A 23,595-nucleotide genomic window follows, 5' to 3' on the forward strand; every position below is an offset into this window, starting at 1 on the left:
ACAAGAACATTAACCACTTGGCACAATGGATAGATATGTCGCAGCAATATCAAGTTTTAGCGCGCAAATACCGTCCCAAAAACTTTCATGAGTTGATTGGGCAAACACATGTATCGCAAGCATTGATCAATGCAATTGATTACAATCGTCTGCATCATGCCTATTTATTCACTGGTACACGTGGAGTGGGTAAGACGACGATTGCGCGTATTTTATCTAAATGTTTGAATTGCGATATGGGTATTACTAGCACCCCTTGCGGTGTGTGTGATAACTGTGTAGCTATTGATCAAGGTCGTTTTATTGATCTTATTGAGATTGATGCCGCTTCTCGTACCAAAGTCGAAGACACGCGCGAACTATTAGACAATGTGCCTTACGCGCCAAGCCAAGGGCGTTATAAGGTTTATCTCATTGATGAAGTGCATATGCTATCGACGCACAGCTTTAATGCATTGCTCAAAACATTAGAAGAGCCGCCCGAGCATGTGAAGTTTTTGCTCGCAACGACTGATCCACAAAAACTACCAATTACGATTATCTCGCGCTGTTTGCAGTTCGTGTTGCGTCCATTGCCGCAAACGCTGCTTAGCGAGCATCTGGCAAATATTCTGACTCAAGAGCATGTAAATTATACTCAACCAGCACTTTGGCAACTCGCGAGTGCAGCCAAAGGGTCAGTACGTGATGCCTTGTCATTAACAGATCAGGCCATTGCTTTTGGCCAAGGGTCACTAGATGATGCGACTGTTAATGCGATGCTAGGTCTCATCGATGCCGCTGATTTGGTCAGTCTGATTACCGATATTTATAATCACAATAAGTCTGCCGTTGCCGCGCATATTGAACAGATGCGAGCACAGATGGTTGATGCTACCAGTATGTTTGATGGGCTTGCTGAGCTGCTACATCAATTGGCATTAACGCAGTTATTACCTGAAGTTGCTCTAAATGTAAACGAAGCACAGGCACAAGATATCAATGCGCTTGCGCAACATATTAGCCCAGATGTACTGCAACTGTACTATGAGATTGTTGTGCAGGCACGTGAAGGCGTCAAACTTGCTAGTACGCCTATGCAAGCGCTTGAGATGTGCATTTTGCGATTACTGGCGTTTCGACCATTGCCAGTAGATGAAGTATTGAAAAATACTTACGATAATGTTGACGCAGCACCAAAAGCATCTGCAATAGAAAACAGTAAATCTATGCAGCCTCCACAACTGGCATCTGTACCGCCTTTGCAGTCTTATGAGGTTGATTATCAAGCGCAAGATAACAATGTAGCAAAAGATATCGTCTATGATGATAGTGAATGGTCAGCTAATGGCAGTGCACCTGAGCCAATTGCTGAGCCTGAACCAATTGTTGAACCTGAACCGATTGCTGAGCCTGAACCAATTGTTGAACCTGAACCGATTGCTGAGCCTGAACCAATTGCTGAACCTGAACCAATTGCTGAGCCTGAGCCAATTGCTGAGCCTGAGCCCATTGCTGAGCCTGAACTAATTGCTGAACCTGAACTAATTGTTGAGCCTGAACTAATTGCTGAACCTGAACTAATTGTTGAGCCTGAACCAATTGTTGAGCCTGAACCAGTTGCTGATTCTCAAATAGCCATGCAGCCTGATGATCCTCGTACTTTGCTGCGCTGCCCACCTCAGGATCTGACAGGCGCGTGGACACCCGAAAAATGGGATTACTGGTTACAAACGGCTCGTGAAACTGAAATCCTAGCTCAAGATGAGTTGGCGTTGGCTCGTCAAGGCGTAATAGCAGGGTTATGTAATGGTAAGGCAACTTTTTTAACGAGTGTCGATAGTAGGCATTTACAAGCGACTTTTCAGCAGTTAGCGCAAAAGTTACAGCAACAATTTCCCCAATTAGAGATTGATTTACAAATTGATGGCACCATCATGCATGCTGAGGACAAAACGCCTGAACGACGCCAACAGAAACGTTTGGTGCAAGCCAAAACAGTGGCAGAATCAAAACTGCTTAATACGCCGGTCATGCAGTATTTGACTGAGCGCGGTGAAGGGAAAATGGGTAAAGTTCAGTTGTATTAAACAGTCTAAAAACGTCCTATTAAAAATATTTAAAAAGTATATAAAGCTATTAGAAACAGTTATGATATAAAATATCAAGGTGATGTTAGTCTATCGCCTTGATATTTCTGTTTTTATTAAGTGTAAATAAAGCTGTTTAAATAAAAGTAGCGTATTTTATAACAGTAAGAAAAATTAAAATTCGTTATAATGGTTAAGTTATATTAAAAATTAAGATACAGCTCAGGTGAGAATATGTTAGATAATTTACGCGGTATGGCTGTGTTCGCCAGTGTGGTTGGACATGGTTCTTTTAGTGGCTCAGCTCGTGAGCTAGGTATTACGACAAGTGCGGTCAGTCAACAGATCCGTTCATTAGAAAATGAGCTGGGTGTGATATTGTTGCATCGCTCAACTCGTAAACTGAGTTTAACAGAAGCGGGTGAGAGCTTTTACGAAGCGGCAAAAGATGTGGTCAGTGCGGCTGAACAAGGTAGAATTAAAGTCAATCAGTTACGTGATGAGTTAGCAGGTAGCTTACGCGTCGCCACTACGCCTGAACTTGGTGTTAATCACATTTTGCCTGCTCTATCTACATGGATGGCTGCACATGATGATCTGAGCATCACTTATCTGGCAGATAATCATTATATCGATATGATTGATGAGCGCATTGACATTGCTATTCGTATGAGTCCTACAATCAATGACTCGACGCTAAGCAGTCATCCACTGACTGATGTTCGTCAGATGCTGGTAGCTTCTCCACAATATCTTCGTCAAAACACTAAACTACAAACCCCAAAAGATTTGGCCGATCATCAACTGATTTGTATTGAAATCATGAAAGATGCCAATCAAATCGATCTGATTCAAACAGAAACTGGCAAAAAAACCCGTACAAAAATGAATTCACGCATTTATACAAATAACGTCTTCATGGCAACCACATTGGCCAAAGAAGGTCATGGCTTGGTTAGAATGATGGAGATGGATATTAAGAAGGAATTGGAAAGCGGAGAGCTTGTCGAAGTGTTGACTGGTTATCAATTGCCAAGCTTTGTACTCTATGCAGTCACCTTAAACCGTGACCAGCAACCTGCCAAAATTACTCGTTGTTTAGAAGTATTAAAAAAGTATTTCCATGCAAATTAAATCGACATCAGAGTGATTACTAATCATTCTAAAAACGTCAAAAAATCCTATAGATAGTGGATATCTATAGGATTTTTTTAACATAGAAATTGATAAGTCTTTAAAAACTTGGCGTTAACAGTTTAATTAAACGTTCAGCTACCTGTGTGCTTTCGTCACGGTTCATATTGAGCGGTGGTAATAAACGTATGACATGACCGCCAGTGACGTTAATAATCATTTTTTGCTCGTCACGCGCTCGATCCACCAATTGGCTACAGTCCATATTGTCTGGCATCGCAATACCTATCATCATGCCAGCACCGCGACTACTCACACCATGTTGGCCCAATGCATCAACCACAGTCTCTCGAATGAACAACCCTTCTTTGACAGCATTTTCCATGATGTCACTATTTGCTAGTACATCATAGACGCTGTGTACAACGCGACTTGCCAGTGGCGTACCACCATAAGTAGATCCATGACTACCAGCACCGAATAGGCCGTTAGCACGTCCACGTACCATACACGCACCAACTGGGAAGCCGTTACCCAAGCCCTTAGCTGTGGTTAATACATCGGGGCGAGCATTGCTGTGCTGATAGGCAAAGTACTTACCAGTACGCCCATTGCCCGTTTGAACCTCATCAAGCATGAATAACCAATTATTTGCTTCGCATTCTGCTTGCAACTCTTCAAGATAAGCGAAACCATTAGCCGCTGTATTAAGACCACCTTCCCCTTGAATTGGCTCTACAAATAGGGCACAAATGTCATCATGATCTTGGGCTGCTTGTTTAATCGCATTGATGTCTCCAAATGGCACACGAATAAAGTCTTCATCTAACGTATAAAAACCCTCACGCGCTTTTGGGTTAGCAGTCGCTGATAATGACAATAATGTACGACCGTGGAACGACTGCTCCATAACGATGACTTTAGGACGTTTAAAACCTTGCTTGTGTGCATATAAACGAGCAAGTTTTAATGCAGCCTCGTTTGCTTCAGCGCCGCTGTTGGCAAAGAAGACGCTGTCCATTTGAGCCGCAGTACATAGAATCTCGCCTGCGCGTTCTTGCCAATCAATCCCAAATAAGTTGCTAGTATGTACTAGGGTAGCAGCTTGCTGTTGGATAGCGTCAGTCACCTGTGGATGGCAATGCCCCAACCCACATACGGCAATGCCTGTCAGCGCATCTAGATAAGGGGTATCATCTTTGGTATATAGCCAACTGCCTGAACCGCGAGTAAAGCTGATTGGTTGACGGTTATAAGTGGGCATCAGGTAAGTTGCAGGCATATAAAACATCCTTGAAGTAATAGAGTGGTTAAAAATACTGGTTATAATTCGTCAGAAAAAGGCGTCGTTTCAGCAGGTAAAGTATAGTCTTCATTTGCCCAAGCGCCCAAATCAATAAGTTTGCATTGACTGCTACAAAATGGCTTATATTTATTGTCTTGCCATGCCGTTTGAGTGCCACAACGTGGGCAGGGGTAGGTCTTAGGGGAAGTATTAGCAGTAGAGTCAGACATAATAAGAGAGAAGATATCCTTGAGGTTGGAGATATGCGTAAAGCCATTGATAAATAATAGTAATAAATACTGCCTATCCTAGTATAGATCACACTGATAGATGGATACACACCGTCGTTATATTACTATTCAGTTGGATTGGCTATATAATAGCATGCGACCGAATAATGGCAAAAGACAAATACTTTAAGGACAGTAGATGACTGACAATATCGAGCTTACGCATCGCCAATCACGTGTATTTCAACCAGAAAAGCTCTCACCACCGCGCAATTTTATTATTCCAAATATCATTACAAACAATAAAGACAATCTGCCTCTGCTTTTAGAGATTGGTGCAGGGAAGGGGAAGCACGCTCTAAGCTTTGTATCAAAAAATCCTAATAAGCACTTGATTGCGATTGAGCGCACGCGTAATAAATTTGATGCCTTTGCTAAATTGGCAGACCTACAGAATACTTCTAATCTCAATGCCATACATGCTGATGCGATTGCTTGGATTGTTCATGCTATCGCACCTAGTAGTGTGGCCAAGATTTTTATTCTATATCCCAATCCTGAACAGCATAATCCCAACCAACAGTGGTTAAACATGCCTTTTTTTGAGTTCTTATTGTCACGTTTACAAGATGATGGGGAAGTGGTGCTAGTGACCAATATCGAGTCATACATGGACAATGCTGAGCAGCGAGCCACTGAGGTTTGGTGTTTACCCAATACGCGTTATCAGGTACCAATCGATAGCCAGCGCACACATTTTGAAGTTAAGTATTTAGCAAGGGGTGAAACTTGCTGGGAGCTCAGCATTCATAAGCCACAAGGTTATAAGACCAGATTTGATAACTGGCATATTAGCTACGACTGTACTAAAAAATAGCCTAAGCAAATAGAAGAACTAGGGTGAAGCTACTGAAATTTAATCCAAGATAAATACATAAAATAGCCTAAGTAAATAAAAATAAACAAACAAAAACCGCCACAAAAAGGCGGTCCAAAAATCACCATTAAATAAGCCTATAGATAAGGTCTAACCAATTTATTCGAGTCAGTATAAGAATTTAACACCGTTAAAAGAGTGTAAGCACCTATAAACTTACGACTAATAAACATAAACTCTTTTGGTGGTAAATTAAATTCAAAAGATTGCATGGCACGCGTAGCAGCAGTGGACAGACGAGAGTGAAGTTTGCTATTCGCCCAAATATAACGCCCCCTTTCATCTAAGCGGTCACTAGGAATATCAGGATTGGTTGCAGGGTTGCTAAAAGGTTCTGTCGCTAATAGAAATAAGGATGCGACATCAGAGCGTACCTTATTACTCATACTGTCAAAGAAATCATACCCTGTCATTGCTAATACCATGGCATGATGATCATGATGATAACCAGCCTTTAATAATCCGTGAGCAATAGTTAATAAATTCTCATCAAACTGACGGATAGCACCAAAATCTAATAATACTAATTTATCAACCTCTTCTTCATTTTCACTGACCCGAACCAAATAATTACCAAAATTTGGATCAGTTTGCATCTCTCCCCACACAAAGATTTCTTGCATCATAATTTCTATGGCGGCCTGACCAATAGCACTACGACGCTCATGTGACAACTGTTGCAAAACTTCAGATACCACAGACACACCAGGTTCATAAGACATGCACAACAAGCGCTTTTTTGAATATTCGCGATTAATTTTGGGAACAACGTAGCGTGGATCATTACTTAGACGATCATAGAAACGCTCAGTCGTTACCGCTTCTGCTTCATAATCCACTTCATGATGTAATAAATCACGTATTTCTTCAAACCAAGCATCTAGCGAGCGAGTCTGCGGGACAATATTGCTCACCTTTAACAGTCGTTTGAATAAAGCAAGGTCGGAATTGATAGCATCTGCCACACCAGGATACTGGATTTTTAGTACGATCTGTTCGCCTGTAGCAATGACAGTAGCACGATGGACTTGGGCGAGGGATGCAGTGCCAATCGGTATAGGATCGATATCAAGCTCGTTCAATCTATCGCCCAATAAATCACGTAACGTAAGTTCAATCGTTGGCCATGATAGGGTCGCTGTATCATCATTTAGCGTTTGTAGTGCACGCGTGATTTCAGGCGGTAAAATGTGTTCTCCATAAATGGCAAGCATTTGGCCTATTTTAACAACAGAGCCTTTTAACTTACCGAGTTCAGTCGCCAGATAGTTCGCCTGTGCTTCCATAAACGCTTGGTTGCGCGCTGTACGGGCTTCTTTATTTAAAAACATACCAGACACACTATTACCCGCCCATCGACGACCAATATTCAAGGAAGTTTTGGCAATCGACATTCGACGCTCAAATCCTGAGGTTTTTAAGTTATCGATTGATTGCTTGTTGCTAAAAGGTTTAGACGTATCATTTGACATAAATATAATCATTCATCCAGTTGGTATTGATGTGCGGGTTCGAAACCTACAATACAAGGGAGATGTGATGCACAGATACGAAATTGTATCATAGAAAGCCCGTGTATTTGATGAGCCTTAGTAAGGTGCTGGCAGTTAGTTTGTAAGCTACAAGAGCTTTATAGACATAAGTACATAAACAAGAATGAATGGAAGAATCGATAAAGTATATTGTCTTATCTGTACCCTGTGATCGCACTAGATCCCACAAAAAAGATAAGGCAAGAGTAATAAGTGAGTTAGATACATATAGCGACATCAAAAAATAAGACCTAGCACTCAGCCAGGTCTTATTTTTTGGATATCAGAATGATTCAATTGAGCAAAACAGAGATTAACTCAGTTTACTTGATCCTCAGATTTTAAGCATTTTCACGAGCAATGGCATGATGACCAATATCACGACGATATTGTGCACCATCAAAGCTGATTGCGCCTGTGACTGCTAATGCAGCTTGTTGGGCATCAGAAATGGTATCAGCTAAGGCCGTCACGCAGAGTACACGTCCGCCATTGGTCAATACTTCTTTCTCAGTAGTAGCTTCATCACTATTAGAAAATGCGGTGCCAGCGTGGAATACTTTAACATCATTGTTATCTTCGGCGTTGAGCTCTGGCAAGCCAGCAATCACATCACCCTTTGATGATGTTTCAGGGTAGCCTTTTGAGGCAATAACGATACCTAGGGCAGGGCGTGTATCCCATTTTGCTTCATTCGGTAATTGACCATCTAACCCTTGTGCGACCAAATCTACCATCGAAGATTGTAGACGCATTAAGATTGGCTGTGTTTCTGGATCCCCAAAACGGCAGTTGAATTCGATAACATAAGGATCGCCTGACTGATCAATCATGAGACCAGCATACAAAAACCCAGTGTAAGGATGGCCTGCATTTTTCATTGCATCAACGACAGGTTGGATAACTTGTTTCATAACCTTGTCATGCACGTCTTGAGTCACGACTGGTGCAGGAGAGTAAGCACCCATGCCGCCTGTGTTCGGTCCTGTATCCCCCTCAAAGGCACGTTTATGATCTTGGCTGGTTGCCATTGGTAAAATGTTATCACCGTCGATCATACAAATAAAGCTGGCTTCTTCACCTTGTAAAAACTGCTCGATAACCACACGGCTGCCAGCATCACCAAACTTATTGTCTGCAAGCATATCATCGATGGCTTCATAAGCTTGTGCAATTGTTTCTGCGACGATGACGCCTTTACCCGCTGCCAGTCCATCCGCTTTGATAACGATTGGTGCACCTTGCTCATCAATGTACGTTTTGGCAGCGGTAGCATCAGTAAACGCTTGATAGGCCGCGGTAGGAATGTTGTTCTTTTCCATAAACTCTTTGGCAAAGGTTTTTGATCCTTCTAGCTGAGCACAGTATGCTGTCGGCCCCCAAGCTTTGATACCTGCTTCACGGCAAGCATCGACAATCCCTGTGACCAAAGGTGCTTCTGGTCCAACAATGACCATATCAATTGCATTATTTTGGCAAAACTCTATGACAGCACTATGATCATTAGCGTCAGTAGCTGCTAATACAACGTTTTGGCATTTAGGTTCAAGCGCAGTACCTGCATTACCAGGCGCCACGTAGATATTTTCTACGTTCTGGTCTTTGGCACATTGCCATGCTAGTGCGTGTTCACGACCACCTGAACCAATCACCAAAATATTCATCATACATTCTACCCTTAGCAGCAAAGTTAATTTAGCATCAAAGTTAATAGTGAGTGAGTCACACACTCTTAAATACGTCGGTATATTCTAACAAAAAACCTGCAACAATTACCATGAGTATCCACTTGCCAGCATGAAACATCGATAAGTCAACCTCCTATCCCATGAGTAAATGTTATTGGAATGTTGCTGATTCATGAAATGATGTTGTACCCTTTAGCTAATGGCCTAGGTACGTTAAACTTCACTAGATTAATAGTACTAAATCCGAGCTGCCATATATTCTCAAAATATAAGAGCAAAAAGAGGAGAAAGACCAAAAAAATTAAGAAAAAATAGAATATGCTGCGGAAATGGATATACTACTGCGCTTCATAAAGAATAGTGCTTATATTCTTATGGCAATAGTAGTCAGTACAGATTAATAAACCAGATAAATAAATGCTAAACCAAACCTGTAAAAAAGGACGAAGGACATGCCAAACTCTCTCAGTATCGCAAAAGAGCGCATCAGCCAAATAAGCGATATTGCTACCAGTTATGTACAAAAAGACAAATCATTATTCGACCATTTTGTTCATAGTTATTATCAGCCGTTGCATCAAGAGGCAGCGAAGACTGTTAGTAATGCTGATTTGGCCGGTATGGCACTGCATCATTTTACGCTACTCAAAGCCTATGACGGCAGTAAACCACAACTGACTGTAATCAATCCAAAAGCAGAAGAGCAGCATTTTCATAGCTCACACACAGTTATCCAAATTGTGGCTTATGATAGACCTTTCTTAGTCGACACTATCTTAATGAGCCTTGAAGCAGAAGGCATCGACGTTCATCGTACTTACAATATTATTGTCAGCGTACAGCGCGATGAAGATGGGCAAATCACTCACGTTGAAGGCGCACACGAAAGTGCTACCTCTCATCTGTCATTGATTCATTGTGAAATCGCTTATCAAGATAACAAAGATTTGGCGGCGCTACAGCATATGTTGTTGACCAAAATTGATACTTTGGATACTGTCGTCGGCGATTGGAAGCAAATGCGTTCGCAGCTAATGAATATTAAAGAGGAGCTGGCCAACAAACCGTTGCCAGAAGTTTTTTATTCGCAGCAAGAGATACAAGCATTTTTAGATTGGATCTTGGACGATCATTTCATATTCTTAGGGTATCGTGAGTACCGCTTAGAAGGTGGGCAAGCGATTGAAGTCAATGCAGAACCTAGTGAATTGGATTTATTCGCGATAGGCAATAGCGGTCTTGGATTGCTGCGCGGCGCTGAAGAGGACAAGCTATCAGAAAGCTTTAGCCAACTGCCTAAAGTATTAAAGCAGCTCCTAACTGAGCCACGTGTTTTGATGTTGTCTAAATCAAGCCGTGTCTCTCCCATCCATCGTTCTGTTTATATGGACTTTTTGGGTATTCATAAGTTTGATGACAATGGCAAACTGGTCGGCGAATATCGCTTTGTGGGTTTGTTGACGTCACAAGCGTATCAACTTACCGTACAGCAAATCCCATTATTGCGTGAAAAAGCCAATCAAATTATGGCCATGGCAGAATTGCCACGTGATGGACATGCTCATCATAAGCTGATGCACGTTATCAATACCTTGCCACGTGATGATTTGTTTCAAGCCAGCGTTGAAGAGCTATATCCGATCGTGTCTGGTATCAGCCAGTTGCAAGACAAAAAGAGCCTGCGCTTATTTAGCCGCGTTGACCATTATCAGCGTTTTGTCTCCTGCTTGGTCTACATCCCACGTGATAAGTTCAACACTGAGCTGCGCATCAAAGTACAAAACGTCTTAAAAGACGCTTATGGTGGAACCTCCTCGGGCTTTACCACTGAGTTCACTGAATCTACCCACGCTCGTGTCCATGTACACGTTCGTACCGTACCAGGTGAAGTAAAGAATGTGGATAATGAGGTGCTTGAAGCCAAGCTATCTGCGTTGATGCAGTCGTGGAGTGACAGCTATCAAAAAGTGCTGCTTGATAACGTGGGCGAGCAGCAAGCCAATGCGTTAAACCGTCGCTTCTTAAACTACATACCAGCCGCTTATCAAGAGCGTTTTGATGCTCGTACTGCCGTTGAAGACACTAAGCGCTTGGCAGGATTGACAGCAGAACAACCCATGATCTGGCATCTGTACCAGTCAACGGGCGACGCAAGCAACCAGTTACATCTAAAGTTGTATGGTCGTGAGCAGCCTGTCATTTTATCAAAAGTACTACCAATGCTTGAAAACTTCGGTGTGTCCGTTATTTCAGCACAGACTTATGAGTTTGATTTACCAGAGCAGCCAATTTGGATGCAAGAGTACGAGTTGACATTAGAGCACGTTGATACCGTCAACATGCAAGTGGTACGCGGTCAATTTGAAGACAGTCTCAAGCAGATTTGGGCAGGACAGGTCGAAAGCGATTCGTTTAACGAGTTGGTACTAATTACCAATCTTGATACTTATGATGTGGTCTTGCTACGTGCGTTATCACGCTACATGATGCAAGCGCGCGCACCATTCTCCAGTACTTATATTCAGCAAACAGTTGTCAAAAACAGTGACATTAGTGTGGCATTGAGTAACCTGTTTGATGCACGCATGAATCCTAAGTATAGCGAAGAGGCACGCGCAGAGAAAACCAGTCAGATTCAAGAAAAGATCAATGCCGCACTTGCCGATGTTGATAGCCTAGATGAAGATCGTATTTTGCGTTGGTATTTAGACTTAATCAACGCAATGATTCGTACCAACTTTTATCAAACAGATACCAATGGTCAGCGTAAAGACCGCTTGTCATTTAAGTTTTTGGCAGCAGCCATTCCTAATTTGCCATTACCTAAACCAATGTTTGAGATATTTGTTTACTCACCACGCGTTGAAGCGGTGCATCTACGCGGCGGAAAAGTCGCTCGCGGTGGCTTGCGTTGGTCTGATCGTATGGAAGATTTCCGTACCGAAGTACTGGGTCTTGTCAAAGCACAGATGGTTAAGAATGCTGTCATTGTACCTGTTGGGTCAAAAGGCGGCTTCATTGTTAAAACCAAAACCATGGCAGATGGTCGTGAAGCGTTCCAAGCCGAAGGTATTGCCTGCTATCAGACGTTTTTACGCGGTATGCTCGATATCACAGACAATATTGTCGATGGGCAGATTGTCGCGCCAGCCAACACCGTGCGCCATGATGAAGATGATCCGTACTTAGTAGTTGCAGCGGATAAAGGCACCGCGACTTTCTCGGATATCGCTAATGCTTTGGCAGCTGAATACAATTTTTGGCTGGACGATGCCTTTGCGTCTGGTGGTTCAGTAGGTTATGACCATAAAGCAATGGGTATCACTGCCCGCGGTGGGTGGGAGTCGGTCAAGCGTCACTTCCGTATGCGCGGTATGGACATTCAAAACCGTGATGACTTTACCGTAATCGGTATTGGTGATATGAGTGGCGACGTATTTGGTAATGGTATGCTACTGTCAACCCATACTAAATTGGTTGCTGCATTTAACCACTTGCATATTTTTATTGATCCAAATCCAGACACCGCCGCTTCTTATGCCGAACGTGCCCGCCTATTTGAGCTACCACGCTCGTCGTGGGAAGATTATGAGCAATCATTAATCAGTCAAGGCGGTGGTATATTCTCACGTCAAGACAAAACCATCGCTATTAGCCCAGAGATGAAAGCTGTGTTTGACATCAGTGAGGACAGCCTAACGCCCAATGATTTGATCAGTGCGTTACTACGAGCGCCTGTAGATCTGATCTGGAATGGCGGTATCGGTACTTATGTTAAAAGTGCCAATGAAACGCATGCGGATGTTGGTGACCGTGCCAATGATGCGCTACGTATCAATGGTAACGAGCTACGTGCTGCCATCGTTGGTGAAGGCGGTAACCTAGGCTTTACCCAGCAAGGGCGTATCGAATACGCGCAAAAGGGTGGCCGTATTTATACCGATGCCATTGATAATTCAGGCGGTGTAAACTGCTCGGATCACGAAGTCAATATCAAAATCTTACTTGGTAAAGTGGTTGAGCAAGGTGATATGACGTTGAAGCAGCGTAATGAGCTGTTAGAGAGTATGACAGATACCGTGGCAGAGCTGGTATTGCGCCAAAACTACTTGCAACCGCAAGCAATTGAGCTCAGTCAGCTTCAAGCATCAGCAAACTTAAGCGAACATCAACGCTTTATTCAGATGTTAGAGGGTGAAGGTCGTCTGGACCGTGCCATTGAATATTTACCATCGGATGAAGAGATTGCTAAACGCCAAAAAACAGATGCGGGCCTAACCAATCCTGAATTGGCTGTCATCATGGCTTATGGCAAAATGTGGGTTTATGACAACTTGTTGTTGTCTGATTTGCCAGATGACCCGTACTTCATCAATGAGCTACGCAAGTACTTCCCTGATGAGTTGGCAGAGCGCTTCTTCGATGAAATGACGAAGCATCGCTTGCATCGTGAGATTATCAGTACCTACTTAACCAACAGTGTTGTTAACCGCTTGGGTATTGAAGCCTTATTCCGTCTTTACGAGGAAACAGATCAGTCACTGGCCACCATTATCCGTGGTTATGCGATCACTCGTGATGTCTTCAATGTGTCTAAAGCCTGGAAAACGCTGGAAGATCTAGACAATCAAGCGGATGCCAAGTTGCTACTCACCCTTGAGCTGCGTTTGCGTGATGCGCTTGAACGCGGTGTGGTGTGGTTTATCAATGCCTTTGGTCAAGACTTGCAAGTTACAAACATGATTAGCCGCTTTAGCAATAGCGTGGAAAAACTCACCAAGTCAGGTGGCTTCATTGAGCAGCAATTTGCTCAGTACCTAGAAGAAGATACCACAAGCTTGATGCAAGATGATCTATCCAATAGCGATGCCACCTTGTTTGCCATGCTGCCATATCATGTTGATGCATTAGATGCCGCACTTTTGGCTGAACAATATGGTCGCCCTGTTGATGAAATTGCCACGTTATACTTCGAAGCCTATCAAGTATTACAACTCGATTGGATGATGGATAACATCGCTGATTTACCGCAGCAAGGTTATTGGGATCGCCGTGCTCGTCATGCACTAGTGAATGAGCTGACACGCAGCCTACGTTTATTGATGGATGCGGTATTGTCAAAACCAGATGCCAAGCAGGCGTTTGGGGAGTGGCGCTCACGTCATTTAGATAGCTTGGCGTCTATCGAGTCAGAGATGAATAAGCTTGATAATAATGAAGACAGTAAAGTCAGTTTATCAACGCTTTCTGTACTTATGAGCGAGATTAGCGGGCTAGTCAGCAAATAAATAAAAAGTTAAAACAGTCGTTCCATAAAAAAACCACCGTTAGCATTAACGGTGGTTTTTTATTGTCTGGTGATTATCAAATAGAATAGAGACGATCGGTTCTAAATTTTAGCGGGCGACTCGCCGGCAACCTTGCCCCGTTATTTGACTAAAACCGCCAGAGAGTTTTTCAACCTTAATCTGAGTTAAAATACGCTCTTTTAGTGCCTGTACATGAGAGATCACCCCAATTAATTTGCCTTCTTGCTGTAAGCTTGTGAGGGTATCAAGTGCAATATCTAGTGATTCCTCATCCAACGTCCCAAAGCCTTCATCCAAAAACAGCGAGTCCACACGGATGTTTTGACTGGCCATTTGTGACAAACCTAGTGCAAGAGCCAAGCTAATAATAAACCCTTCACCGCCTGATAAGTTTTTGGTGCTACGAATCTCACCGCCTTGATAATTATCGATGACGTTTAATTCAAGTGGGCTGTCCTCATCGCGGATCAGCAAGTAGCGATCACTCATTTTTTGTAATTGGGTATTGGCATGGCGAACCATAAGATCAAAGGTTAGCCCTTGGGCAAAGGTACGATATTTTTTACCGTCGGATGAACCAATTAATTTATGTAGCTGCTGCCACACTTGCAACTTCTCTTTTTGAGCGTTGATGGCGTCCATCTGTGCTTGCTGGGTATCCTTCTTATCCTCATTGTCTTTTAGTCGTTGACTGATAGCGCCAACCAACTCCATGCGTTTATTAAACTCGTCTTGTGCTTGTACTTTTCGTTGAACGAGTATTTCCTTATCCTCGGTTGTCAGCGGACTTGCCTGCTTAGCAGCGAGCGTTTTTTGGGTCTCTTCAAGTGAGTTTTGCGCCTGCTTTAGCGCATAGTCGATGTGTTGCTGTTGTTGACCAAGTGCATTGCGCTCATCAAGGGGTAGGCGTGCTGCTGTAAAATCAGCTTCGTCAACGAAGTCAGAAGCAGCAAGCGCTGATAAAAAGATGGTTTCTTGCGTACTGAGTGTTTCAGTTACCGTAGTAATTTGCTCGCACAAGCTTTTTTGTTTATTTAGTAATTGATTGAGTGTGTGTTCCGTATTATCCAATTGTCTTTGGGCAGAGATTTTCTTGGTTTGCGCTTGTTCTAACCCCTCACGTAAACGCTTTTCTTCTGCGTCAGGATCTTTATCAGCAAACACACTGGCTCTGTTTTTTTGTAACTGCTCAAAAACCTGCGTTTTTTCAGTCACGAGTTGAATAAGCTGATCAAGCTCGTGTTGGTTTTTATCCAACTGAGTTTGTTTGGTATCGATCTGTATTTCTAGACGACCTAATGCTGTCGTCAGCGTTTGCTGCGCTTCTTTATAGTGGTTGAACTCATTTTTTATGGTGATGAATGCAGCGCGCTGCTGACGCAAGGTATGGATATGTGCTTGATAATCCACGTCGTTCAATATGGTATGGTTATCTATACTATCGGTGAGTGCTTGTAATGTGTGCTGCGAGGCGCGTATCTGTGTTAGTGCTTCTGTCTGAAACGTGCCAGCCGCATATTTCGTTAACAGCTGTACGATGTCATCTTTAAGGGTTGTTAATTCGGAGAAATTGTCCTGAATGCTGTTGTCAATATTCTCTATACCTGCCGATTTCACCTTAATATTCGTTTCAATCTCATTAAGATGGCTTGTCAGCTTATGCTTCTGTTGCGTTAATACACTTATGTCATCACGTATGGTAGTAAGCTTCTCGGCAAGCGTTTCATAGTTGGACAAAGTGTCTTTAAGAGACACTTTACGTTCGGCCAGTTGATGCTTAGTACTCTCTAACAACGGCAGTATAGCCAACTGTGTCTCAAGTGGCTGCAATATCTGTATCGTTGCCGCGATAAAAGGCGAGTAGTTTTTATCCAGCATTAAACTAACTGACTGCTTGATATCAATTGCTAGTTTGCGGGCTTGATCTTGTAGCAGATTTTTCTGATCTTGTTGCTGCTCAAGTTGGTGCTGTTTGGTCGCCTGACTGATACGATGCGCAGATAAGGTGTTTTCCAAATCAGATATGGTGGTGTCCAGCTCTGTTATATGTTGCTGAATCTGATCCGTTTCGGTATCTGATACAACATGCGGGTGGTTTGCGTCATAAGGATGTTCAAGCGATCCACACAGCGGGCAGGGGTGACCCTCTTTTAGTTCGGCAATATGGTTTTCTAAGGTGGCGACTTTTTGTAATAGATACAACTGCTTTTGTTTGTCTTGGCGCTTGTCTTTAGCAGAGTGGATAGTGGACTCAGTATCATCAATAATATCAGCCAGTTCGGTCAGCTCGTTTTGTAACACTGGTAGTGCGGTGTTTATACCTTTGGTTTGTGCACTAATCTCATTCAGCTTATCTGCTTTTAACCCTATTTGTTCAAGTTGACGATTGAGGTCATCAATCTGTTCTTGCTCATCTCGCATTTCAGACAGGGATTGTACTTCGGTTAAAGCTGCTTGCTCTTGTTGTAATGCCGTGATCTGAGCTTGTAATGCTTTTTCTTCAATTACTTGTGTCTCTTGATGTTGATGAAAGGTTTTAAGACTGCTGTGATGCTGGTCTATATCGCTTTGCTGGCTGGTTTTGTTGATGATTAAATCAGCATTGTCTTGTAGCAGTGCTTTTAAACGACTGCAATGACGCTCAAAATTGCCAATATCGCTTTCAATGTTGTTAAGTTCGCTATTATTTGTGAGATAACGCGCTACTTCTGCTGACTGAGTTTTATTTTGTTCTGCTGATTTTTTATGGTCGTCTATCTCTTGGCGTAAATGTTCGGTACTAATGGATAAGGCTTGTTGTCTTTGCTTAGTTTCTTTTAAAGCATGCTGATTCTGCGCAATGTCTGTATCCAATTGGCGCGCCTTTGCAATATCTGGCAAAGTATCTCGTAATGCGTTACTTGCCGTTTGTACTTGGACTTGTGTGATCTCTAGGTTCGTAGTTGCTTGCACTAAATCCTGTTCTTGCCGAGGTTTTGCGTCGCTTATTTGCTGCTGCTCCTTTTGTAAACGTTTTAGATTGTCACGGTTATAGACAAGCTGGCCAAACTGACTATCAATCTCCAGCGCCTTGTTAGCAGCGGTTAGGCGCTTTGCATCAGCAAGAAAATCTTGCTGCATTTGCTGAGCCTGCGCAAGATTATGTTGATAACTGCGTAGTTTTTCTTTTGACTCTGTGACGCTATCAAGCCATTGAATTTTATTGCTTAAGTCTTGAATGTCCTGCTGCTGCTCGCTTTGGACATTTTGATGTGATTGTAAGTCGGCTCTCAGTTGGTTTTCTTCTTCAGTATCTAGAAGCGCTAAACCCTCTAAACCATATTGCAGCTTATGAAGCATGTCTTCTTCAGTGCGTTTTTTATCATGGACATGTGCTGAGATGGTGGCGTAAATGTCCGTACCCGTAATTTTTTCTAAAATGTCTGCACGTTCATCGGCTTTTGCCTTCAAAAATGCAGAAAAACTGCCTTGAGCCAGTAGTATAGAGCGGGTGAACTGCTGAAAATCCATTCGCGTCAGCTCAGTAATCTTATTTTTGGTGTGCTTTAAAGTACTTTCTAGCAGCTCATCTTTTTTTGATTCATCCTTATATATTTTAGCAATTTCATGGGTGGCGTCTTGCAGGTTACCGTCTGCTTTATTATAAGCACGTCGCTGTCCCCAGCGGCAACGGTATAGGCTGCCATTTAAATCAATCACCACCTCAGCGAAGCACTCAGCCGTTTGCCGTGTCATCACTTCGTTACTGCTTTTACTGATACTATTGATCCTTGGTGTCTCACCATACAGCGCCAGACAAATCGCATCGAGTATGGTGGTCTTGCCAGCACCAGTCTGGCCTGTGATCGCAAAGATGCCTTCATTGGTAAAAGCCGTATCAGCGAAATCTATATGCCATTCGCCTTTTAAAGAGTTGAGGTTTTTGAGTCTAAGTTCAATGAGGCGCATGGAGGAGTCTTATTATTGGTAATAGAAACAATACAAAAGATGGGCAAATTTCTTATTAAAAAGAGGGTATAAAGGACAACTCAGCTTATTCAGCCTGTTTGTCGTCATGGCGAAGGCTATAAAGTATTTGCTCATAAGCATCTCGCAAACTTGGTTTTTGCGTGTCAGAGACATCATGAGCTGTCAAGCAACGCTCGAACACCTCCATTTCATCCAAATCTTGTAGCGTCTCGGAGGTTTGCTGCTGATTGAGTACTTTATTGTAGGTACGCGTGTTTTTTATCTTTAACACTTCGCATGGCAAACCTTCTACCATCGCTTGAATGTGCTCGCGCAACTCGCTGACGATATCATCCCCTGTATAAACAATCTCTAACCAGATCGATTCTTGATGGGCAAGGGTACTGACAGCTTCATCAATCCTTACATTGATGGTTTCTAAATCACCCGAAACTTGCGCCAATTTTTGGAACTTTGGAATTGGTAGCGAGGTGATTTGCATCTGCATGGCGTCATCTTGGGGCACATTCTGAGCCGCTACTTTAGAAGGTATTTGACGGATGTCGTGGTCATGTTTTTGCTCATAATCGTCGCTAGAATGGATTTTCGTATCATGCTCTGCTACCGTATCTTGTTCTATTGGCACCTCAAAACCAAATAAGTCATCCATATAGGCAGTGGCTTGAATGGCTACTTTCTTAGTAGTTTTTTCTACTGATTTTTTAACCTCAGTAACCGTATTAGATGGCGGAGGAACAACGCTGTCAGATAGAGTGTTTAATACTAAGCTTTCATTATCAATATTATTGATAGCACCAAACTGTATGAGCAGCACTTGTTTTTGCTGCTTTGCCTCACCAAAGCCCATGGCGATAGGAGAGCCTGAATAGCGAATCGTCTCGCGACCACCGACTCGCTGCGGCACATGCAAATGCCCAAGCGCCACATAATCAAAACCCTCATCGAACATATCGGCAGAGATCTTGCCGAGTGAGCCGACATATAGCTCACGTACGCCATCATCGTCGGTTGTTTTTCCGCCCGCTGCGAATAAATGACCTGTAGCAATGATAGGAATGTGGCGCTTGTGTACTTTGATTAGTTGAGCCTGTTTGGCTTTGGCAATATTTGCGACTGTATCATAGTGTGCACAGATACCTTTGATAACATTGGCATCTTTACTGTCCGCAGACTCGCCAGCGCTACTGCTACGCACATCGCGATCGCGCAAGTAGGGTACAGCGGCAATGATGCAATGCGGGGCATCGTCCTGATCAGTCAAAACCAATACTTCATCGTCCAAGTTGTCACAAGCCGTACCGATAACGTGCACGTTTAAGAACTTTAATATATTACTTGGCGCATCTAGGAAGGTTGGCGAATCATGATTACCAGCCACAATGACCACATGCTGACAGCATGACTTTGAGACTTTGCCCAAAAACTCATAATACAGCGCCTGAGCTTTATTGCTTGGCGTCATGGTATCAAAGATGTCACCTGCAACAATCAAGACATCTACTTGTTGGACAGTAATGGTGCCGTATAGCCAATTCAAAAAAGACTCAAACTCTTCATAACGCAGCCGCCCATATAGACGTCGCCCCAAATGCCAATCGGAGGTGTGTAAGATTTTTAAAGGTTTGGTCAGCATGTATGCAGGAGCAACAGGTGTGGGCATAGTCGAATTTGGGCACAGTTGGTAGAAGGCTTTCATTTTAGCAAGATTTGCGGCGGTTTGCTTTAATGCATCAAAAAAGCCCCGTCAGTAGAGTGGCAGGGCTTTTTTCATCTTATTTTGCAATCAACCATACATATTTTTTAATGAATGATAACTTTATATCGATTGCTACTGCGCTGCTATATTGGCAATCATAGAGAGCGCATGTGCTTGCTGGCCTGTAGATGATTGTGCGTCCTTATTCGGAGCAGCTGAGCCTTCACGTAGCCAGTTATTTGCGGTATCACCAGTGTTTTGATTGTATTGATTATACCAAGACAAATCATGATGCAAGCTGACCACATCGCCCATAATCAGTAGGGCAGGCGTGGGTAATTGCGCGTGTGCTTGTTTGGCGACAATGGTGTCAAGCGTGCCTGTTAAGACTTGCTGGTTTGGCATACTGGCATTAGAAACAATAGCAATGGGGGTATCAGCGCTACGGCCAGCGTCAACCAAGCCTTCAGTCAAACGTGCGAGCGAATGGAGACCCATGTAAAACACCACCGTCTCATCGGTATTTAAAAAGTTTTCAAAATTACTATTGGGCGCGCCTGCCTTCAAAAAGCCAGTCACAAAGCGTACGGATTGCGAGTGGTCACGATGTGTCAGTGGGATGCCCGCATAGCTAGCAGCGGCATTGGCAGCGGTGATGCCTGGTACGACCTGATAAGGCACACCATGAGCACGTAAGCTTTCAATCTCTTCGCCGCCTCGACCAAAAATGAATGGATCACCGCCTTTTAGGCGCACCACCCGCCGACCTTGTTTGGCACTATTGACCAATAACTCATTGATACCAAGCTGTGCCACTGCATGATTGCTGCGTTTTTTACCCACAAATACTTTGTCCGCATCACGGCGGCACAAATCCAGCACTTGTGGCGATACCAATGCATCGTAGTAGACAATATCAGCTTGCTGCATCAGACGCAGCGCTTTAAATGTGAGCAATTCTGGATCACCGGGGCCTGCACCAACGATATAGACTTCGCCAACGGGGGGTAGTTTTTTTTCTAACTCGTCTGACAGAGTAGGCGTTGTATTTTCCGCAGCATTAGGGTGGGCTTTATCATGAATAGCAGCGGCAGTGCTATCTAAGTCAGCTTGCAGCTGCGCAACGGCCTCTTTTTCATTGCCAGCAAACATCAGCTGACTGACTTGACCTTCAAAGGCACGCTCCCAAAATTGGCGGCGGCCCGTCAGCGTCGGTATTTTGGCTTTCACGTCATCTCGAAACTCGCCCGCAAGCTTCGCTAGTTTGCCATAACCTTGTGGGATTAAGGTTTCAAGGCGTGCCCGCAATAGCCGTGCTAGCACTGGCGCTTTACCATTGGAGGAAATACCGATCACAATGGGATTACGATCCACAATGGCTGGAAAAATAAAATCACACAGGTGCGGCGTGTCCACTACATTGACAGGAATGTTTAGCTCAGTCGCATCGGCATGAATCTGATGATTTAGTGTCTCGTCATCGGTGCCTGCAATGATGATGCGAGCGTCTGACATATAGGTTTTATTATAATTTTCATAAATCAATTCGTGCTTATTGTCACTCAGTAACTCTCGTATTTCATGGCTGATATCAGGCGCAAGAATCGTAATACGGGCACCTGCGCGGCTAAGCAAGTCAGCTTTACGTAGCGCTACTTCACCGCCACCCACGATAAGCACTTTTTGATTTTCTAATTTAAAAAATAGGGGAAAGGTGTTCATAGCGTCACCATTTATTGTATTTAAGAGATATCGTCATTATGAGGTATCATAAACGTACGCTCACGTAGTGAATTGGCATTAGTATATTCGTTTTTGTCATGATACAGACATTTTTCAGTGAGAAATGGAATAGTAATAGAGATATGCTTGCTCTTGATATCCTGCTCAAACAGGTGTCAAAGCTGGACAGTATGTAGTCAGGAGTAGGGCAAAATCAATCGATAAGGAGTAAGTTATGGAACATAGGGAGGTAGTCGTACCGATATCAAAAGAGGCTGAGTTCAGACTAAATTATGACGAATGTGAAGATAATCACTTACTTGAATACCCTTTAAAATAACCAGTGAATACTAGAGGAATAAAAACTATAGAGATCTATTTATACATATTTGATGCTTGCATATAATTTGAAACGTTTGAGAGCAAACATGAACTTGATACACTATTGCAGTGAAAGTAGCGCAATAGTGTATTAATCTTCGCCAAAAAATATAGGCAGCCGTAACTTTAAAACTTACTCAAACTCACTTAACATCTTGGTAATGCGGGCGTCTTTTTGTTGCCAGATTTCCTCTAACCAATCAAACATCATGTTTTTAGTGGCTTCATCACGGTCATAACCGCCTTCCATGATCGCGGCAAACAACTCATCAGGAACCTTCAAACGGGTCACATCGACCCCCAAACGGCGAATATTGCCTTTCCACAAGTCATCGTAGTCAGGAATGCCATCTGGGTAAACAATTGTGATGTCCAAAATTGAGTCCAATTGATCGCCTAATGCATTAATCGCTAATGACAGACCACCAGCGCGTGGTTTTAGTAAATGCTGATAAGGGGACTCTTGTTTGTCGTGCTTCTCTGAAGTAAAACGCGTACCTTCCAAGTAATTGAGTAAGGCAAAAGGTTTGTTTTTTAATTGACGACACGCACGCTTGGCCTCAATTAAATTTTTGTTTTTAAGCTCTGAGTTCTTTGCCATCGCTTTGGGTGAGAAGCGCTTAATCATGGGAAAGTCTAGAAAGTAGAAAGCTTGACCAATGACAGGAATATAAATCAGATTAAACTTTGTAAAGAAACGCGTTAATGGCAGAGTATCTTGGCTAATGTATTGCACGATACTGGTATCGACCCAAGACTGATGGTTGCTCACCAGCAGGTATTGTTTGTCTTCGCTAAGGTCTTCCGGTAGGTTGATACGCCAGTCTTTGTGGGGTAACGCATGATCGATAACAGCATTATTACTATTGATCCAGTATTTGGTAATCTCAATTAAAGCCTTATCGGCACGTTTTGATCCGGTCAACACTTTAGCTGCACCAAAAGTCCAGATGGGTAAACCAACAGCGATACTATTGGCAGTGAGGACACCTGTACCAGTCAAAAAAGAAGCTGCTTTGCCGACTGGCGGCAACTTATCATGTAGCTTTGCGTAAAGTGAATTGAGCTTTCGCGTAGAGGCCATAACAGAGATCCATATTGATGAATACAACAAAAGTATTAATGATTGAGCGCTAGGTCTATGTCTAATAATGAGCACATCTCGAAGACATGCCATAGAATAACTCAATGTTATCGGATAAGAAGTAAAGAAAACGTTAAAACATTGCGCAAAAGCATTAGATCAGCAATTTAACAACTAACAACGTTTTACTATAGTCGGCGAAAATTTGAATCGTTTCTGTATCAAACACCTTATTAGATACAAAAAAGCAGGGATGACAGTAAAATCATCGCTGCTTTTTGCAACACGGTTCGTTATTGAGTTTTATCTGTCAGCTTTTATTTATAGCTGAGTATGAAGACCACACTCACGGCTTTCTTCTACTTTGGTTGGATCAAAGTAATCAAACTCGTTCGGTAAGTCATGCTCTTCAAGATACACGTCTAGATCCGCGTCTGTTTTCTCGTACGATGAAATCACTTTCTCAAATCAATAAATTATTTAACACACGCTAACATATCCCAAATCAGGTTGTGCTAGCATCTCTTAAGACAATCAATCGAATTATCAATAATTAAAA

General features: G+C 42.9%; 13 protein-coding genes. 4 read left to right on the forward strand and 9 right to left on the reverse strand.

Annotated elements, in window-relative coordinates:
- Nucleotides 1–35: 35 nt before the first annotated feature.
- Nucleotides 36–2,069, forward strand: coding sequence for a DNA polymerase III subunit gamma/tau (gene dnaX / locus CZ794_RS05295; RefSeq protein WP_087040621.1), 2,034 nt, complete (start codon nt 36–38; stop codon nt 2,067–2,069).
- Nucleotides 2,070–2,303: 234 nt separating this feature from the next.
- Nucleotides 2,304–3,203, forward strand: coding sequence for a LysR family transcriptional regulator (locus tag CZ794_RS05300; protein WP_087040622.1), 900 nt, complete (start codon nt 2,304–2,306; stop codon nt 3,201–3,203).
- A 100-nt stretch (nt 3,204–3,303) separates the two neighbouring features.
- Here the strand turns inward: CZ794_RS05300 and CZ794_RS05305 are convergent, their stop codons facing one another.
- Nucleotides 3,304–4,485 carry an aspartate aminotransferase family protein gene (locus CZ794_RS05305; protein ID WP_087040623.1) on the reverse strand — a complete coding sequence of 394 codons (1,182 nt, stop codon included), beginning with the start codon at nt 4,483–4,485 and terminating at the stop codon, nt 3,304–3,306.
- A 41-nt stretch (nt 4,486–4,526) separates the two neighbouring features.
- Nucleotides 4,527–4,718: a DNA gyrase inhibitor YacG gene (locus CZ794_RS05310; protein WP_087040624.1), complete on the reverse strand. Its 192-nt coding sequence runs from the start codon at nt 4,716–4,718 to the stop codon at nt 4,527–4,529.
- Nucleotides 4,719–4,917: 199 nt separating this feature from the next.
- Here CZ794_RS05310 and CZ794_RS05315 point away from each other — a divergent pair, with 199 nt between their 5' ends.
- On the forward strand, nt 4,918–5,595 hold the full coding sequence (locus CZ794_RS05315) for a DUF938 domain-containing protein (protein WP_087040625.1): 678 nt from the start codon (nt 4,918–4,920) through the stop codon (nt 5,593–5,595).
- Between the two features lie 137 nt (nt 5,596–5,732).
- Here CZ794_RS05315 and CZ794_RS05320 read toward each other — a convergent pair whose 3' ends face one another.
- Nucleotides 5,733–7,127: an AarF/ABC1/UbiB kinase family protein gene (locus CZ794_RS05320; RefSeq protein WP_087040626.1), complete on the reverse strand. Its 1,395-nt coding sequence runs from the start codon at nt 7,125–7,127 to the stop codon at nt 5,733–5,735.
- Nucleotides 7,128–7,528: 401 nt separating this feature from the next.
- Nucleotides 7,529–8,851 (reverse strand): phosphoribosylamine--glycine ligase, encoded by a 1,323-nt coding sequence (purD, locus tag CZ794_RS05325; protein WP_087040690.1) that lies wholly within the window; start codon nt 8,849–8,851, stop codon nt 7,529–7,531.
- A 476-nt stretch (nt 8,852–9,327) separates the two neighbouring features.
- On the opposite strand from purD, the gene CZ794_RS05330 reads away from it, so the two are divergent.
- On the forward strand, nt 9,328–14,163 hold the full coding sequence (locus tag CZ794_RS05330) for an NAD-glutamate dehydrogenase (RefSeq protein WP_087040627.1): 4,836 nt from the start codon (nt 9,328–9,330) through the stop codon (nt 14,161–14,163).
- A gap of 108 nt (nt 14,164–14,271) precedes the next feature.
- Here the strand turns inward: CZ794_RS05330 and CZ794_RS05335 are convergent, their stop codons facing one another.
- The 5 genes from CZ794_RS05335 to CZ794_RS05355 form a co-directional block, all read right to left on the reverse strand.
- On the reverse strand, nt 14,272–18,132 hold the full coding sequence (locus CZ794_RS05335) for an AAA family ATPase (protein ID WP_087040628.1): 3,861 nt from the start codon (nt 18,130–18,132) through the stop codon (nt 14,272–14,274).
- Nucleotides 18,133–18,217: 85 nt separating this feature from the next.
- The gene (locus CZ794_RS05340) at nt 18,218–19,786 is read right to left on the reverse strand and encodes an exonuclease SbcCD subunit D C-terminal domain-containing protein (RefSeq protein ID WP_087040691.1); all 1,569 of its coding nucleotides are present in this window, start codon (nt 19,784–19,786) and stop codon (nt 18,218–18,220) included.
- A gap of 195 nt (nt 19,787–19,981) precedes the next feature.
- Nucleotides 19,982–21,571: a siroheme synthase CysG gene (gene cysG, locus CZ794_RS05345; RefSeq protein ID WP_087040629.1), complete on the reverse strand. Its 1,590-nt coding sequence runs from the start codon at nt 21,569–21,571 to the stop codon at nt 19,982–19,984.
- 514 nt (nt 21,572–22,085) lie between these two features.
- On the reverse strand, nt 22,086–23,036 hold the full coding sequence (locus tag CZ794_RS05350) for an acetyltransferase (protein ID WP_087040630.1): 951 nt from the start codon (nt 23,034–23,036) through the stop codon (nt 22,086–22,088).
- Nucleotides 23,037–23,357: 321 nt separating this feature from the next.
- Entirely contained in the window at nt 23,358–23,495 is a 138-nt protein-coding gene (locus tag CZ794_RS05355; RefSeq protein WP_256958871.1) for a hypothetical protein, read from the reverse strand.
- Nucleotides 23,496–23,595: the final 100 nt, after the last annotated feature.

Source organism: Psychrobacter sp. JB385 (genome assembly GCF_900163785.1).
Taxonomy (GTDB): Bacteria; Pseudomonadota; Gammaproteobacteria; order Pseudomonadales; family Moraxellaceae; genus Psychrobacter.

Coding starts and splice junctions, on each gene's coding strand:
- dnaX (WP_087040621.1), top strand. CDS start 36: ATGTCGCAGCAATATCAAGTTTTAGCGCGCAAATACCGTCCCAAAAAC.
- CZ794_RS05300 (WP_087040622.1), top strand. CDS start 2,304: ATGTTAGATAATTTACGCGGTATGGCTGTGTTCGCCAGTGTGGTTGGA.
- CZ794_RS05305 (WP_087040623.1), bottom strand. CDS start 4,485: ATGCCTGCAACTTACCTGATGCCCACTTATAACCGTCAACCAATCAGC.
- CZ794_RS05310 (WP_087040624.1), bottom strand. CDS start 4,718: ATGTCTGACTCTACTGCTAATACTTCCCCTAAGACCTACCCCTGCCCA.
- CZ794_RS05315 (WP_087040625.1), top strand. CDS start 4,918: ATGACTGACAATATCGAGCTTACGCATCGCCAATCACGTGTATTTCAA.
- CZ794_RS05320 (WP_087040626.1), bottom strand. CDS start 7,127: ATGTCAAATGATACGTCTAAACCTTTTAGCAACAAGCAATCAATCGAT.
- purD (WP_087040690.1), bottom strand. CDS start 8,851: ATGAATATTTTGGTGATTGGTTCAGGTGGTCGTGAACACGCACTAGCA.
- CZ794_RS05330 (WP_087040627.1), top strand. CDS start 9,328: ATGCCAAACTCTCTCAGTATCGCAAAAGAGCGCATCAGCCAAATAAGC.
- CZ794_RS05335 (WP_087040628.1), bottom strand. CDS start 18,132: ATGCGCCTCATTGAACTTAGACTCAAAAACCTCAACTCTTTAAAAGGC.
- CZ794_RS05340 (WP_087040691.1), bottom strand. CDS start 19,786: ATGCTGACCAAACCTTTAAAAATCTTACACACCTCCGATTGGCATTTG.
- cysG (WP_087040629.1), bottom strand. CDS start 21,571: ATGAACACCTTTCCCCTATTTTTTAAATTAGAAAATCAAAAAGTGCTT.
- CZ794_RS05350 (WP_087040630.1), bottom strand. CDS start 23,036: ATGGCCTCTACGCGAAAGCTCAATTCACTTTACGCAAAGCTACATGAT.